This is a genomic window from Thioalkalivibrio versutus (assembly GCF_001999325.1).
Taxonomy (GTDB): domain Bacteria; phylum Pseudomonadota; class Gammaproteobacteria; order Ectothiorhodospirales; family Ectothiorhodospiraceae; genus Thioalkalivibrio; species Thioalkalivibrio versutus.
Window position 1 is genome coordinate 1 of sequence record NZ_MVAR01000058.1, and the last position, 2,002, is coordinate 2,002.

1 protein-coding gene and 1 pseudogene are annotated in these 2,002 nt (G+C 71.4%); both read left to right on the top strand.

What is annotated here, in order from left to right; genetic code table 11:
* Positions 1–67 precede the first annotated feature (67 nt).
* Positions 68–1,894 carry a putative nucleotidyltransferase substrate binding domain-containing protein gene (locus B0684_RS13660; RefSeq protein ID WP_018650386.1) on the top strand — a complete coding sequence of 609 codons (1,827 nt, stop codon included), beginning with the start codon at positions 68–70 and terminating at the stop codon, positions 1,892–1,894.
* Positions 1,894–2,002: pseudogene (locus B0684_RS13980) on the top strand (3'-5' exonuclease); the annotation flags it as partial. The gene B0684_RS13660 and the pseudogene B0684_RS13980, both read left to right, overlap by 1 nt.

A 2,002-nucleotide genomic window follows, 5' to 3' on the forward strand; every position in this document is an offset into this window, starting at 1 on the left:
CGGGCCAAGCGGCAATCGACCCCACCCCGGTCGATTGCCGGTTGCCCCACCCCACACGGACCCACGCATGAACGGCGAACTCGAAGAGATCCGCGAGTTTCTCGACCACTGCCCCGATCTGGCCCCCCTGCCAAAGGCCAGCCGGGATGCCTTTCTGCGCCAGCTCACTCTGCGCTACCTGCGTGAGGGCACCAGCTTTCCCCCGGACGCCGAACCCGGCCTGTGGATCGTGCGCACCGGCACGCTGGAGATCCGCGACGCGCAGGACACCCTGCACGACCGCCTGGGCGAGGGCGATCTGGTGCACATCCCCAACACCCCGGCGCACCCGCTGGGCCCGGTCACCGAGGACGCCCTGGTCTACCACCTGCCGCTGGATCGCGCCCTTGAGCTGGCCGCGCGCGACGACGCCATCGCCCAGTTCCTCGACGCCGACGCCCCGCGCCCACTGGCCACCGACCGCACAGCACAGGGCGGGCACGGGGACCGCAGCCTGCTAACCACGCCAGTGCGCGCCCTGATGACCTGCGACCCGATACTGGCGGTCAGCACGCTCAGCCTGCGCGAGGCCGCGCGCCTGATGGACCGCGGCGACATTTCCGCGCTGCTGCTGCACACGCCCGAGCGCCCGGGCGAACCCTGCGGCATCCTCACCGACACCGACCTGCGCCGTGCGGTCGCCAACGGCGTGGACCCCGGCCAGCCCGTTGCCGAATCCATGGCCAGCCCGCTGACCACGGTTGAGCGCGGCACCCCCGCCTTCGAGGCCCTGCTGCGCATGGCGCGCCACGACATCCACCACCTCCCGGTCGTCCACGAGGCCGACGGGACCCTGGCCGGCATCCTCTCCAGCACCGACCTGATCCGCCACCAGGGCACCAGCGCCATCTACCTGGTGCGCGACCTGCGCCGTGCCGACGACCTTGCCGGCCTGCAGGGCGTAATGCAGGCCCTGCCCCAGTTGCAGGTGCAACTGGTGGAGGCCGGCGCCGACGCCGCCCAACTCACCCAGACTGTTACCACGGTGATCGACACACTCACCCAGCGCCTGATCGAGCTGGACGAACGCGACCGCGGCCCGGCCCCCTGCGCGTTTGCCTGGCTTGCGAGCGGCAGCCAGGGCCGCCACGAGCAGACCGTGTTCACTGACCAGGACACCGCTCTCATCATTGCCGATGACGCCTCGCCGGACGTCGACGTCTGGTTCGCGGAGCTTGCCCGCGGGGTAACCGCCGGCCTCGACGCCTGCGGCATCCGCGCCTGCCCCGGCGATGTCGATCCCACCCATCCCGACTGGCGCCGACCCGCGGCTGACTGGGCGCGCGAGATGGAACGCGTGCTGCACCACCCGGCCCCACGCGATGCGATGCTGGCCACCCACTACCTCGACATGCGCGTGATCCACGGTGCGGCCGAACTGTTCGAACCATTGCGCCAACAGGCATTGGAGGTTGGTGCGCGCCACGAGGCCCTGCTGAGCACCCTGGCCGACCAGGCGCGCAACCTGCCCCCACCGCTCGGCTTCTTCCGCCAGTTCGTGCTGGAGGACAGCGGCGCACACGCCGACACCCTCGACCTGAAGATGCGTGGGCTGCTGCCGATCGTCGCCATGGCACGGGTCTTTGCCCTACACGCCGGCAGCGCGGCACGCAGCACGGTGGAACGCCTGAGCGCCGCGGCCCGAGCGGGGGTTATCAACGAGAGCACGGCCGAAAACCTGGCCGATGCCTGGCTGTACATCGCTAACCTGCGCGCCCGTCATCAGGCTCGCCAGATCCGCAACGGCCAGCCCCCGGACAACGCGCTGGACCCGGCCGGACTGTCCACCCTGGAGCGCAGTCACCTGAAGACCGCCTTCCGCCTGGTGAACGACGCCCGCAAGACGGCCCTCTGATGGTCTGCCCTCTGCACGCTGCCGCATGGCTCCGCCCGCCTGGCCACTGGCGCTTCTGCCGCGCCCGGCGTCGGGCTGCGCGCCGCGCCCCGCCGGGCCCGCTGCGCG